The 255-nt window shown below is 54.1% G+C and carries 1 pseudogene; it reads left to right on the forward strand.

Annotation, left to right across the window (positions count from 1 at the left end):
- Positions 1–58: 58 nt before the first annotated feature.
- Positions 59–255, forward strand: a pseudogene (locus tag SB751_RS32860) (TniQ family protein); the annotation flags it as partial.

The following is a 255-nucleotide window of genomic DNA, read 5'->3' on the forward strand; positions in this document are numbered from 1 at the left end:
TAACTACCCATTGGGTCAGGTAGGTCGCCTTCGCCTGCGTGTGGTGTATCAGAACCGTATGCGTGAATTGGGTTTTGGATGGGGATCGCAGATACAGGCGAAAGCGTTCCAGGAACACCTGATCGGAGAATTGGGTGACGCGTTTCTTTCCGCGGTAGATCCGGCATTTGCCTCAAAGAGGATGAGCTTCTGGATACGCCTGACAGGTGGCAATAACTCCACCTGGGATATGCCGATTACCCGGCACCTGCTGCT

Origin of the sequence: Cupriavidus sp. SIMBA_020 (assembly GCF_046535395.1) — a bacterium.
GTDB lineage: Bacteria > Pseudomonadota > Gammaproteobacteria > Burkholderiales > Burkholderiaceae > Cupriavidus > Cupriavidus campinensis.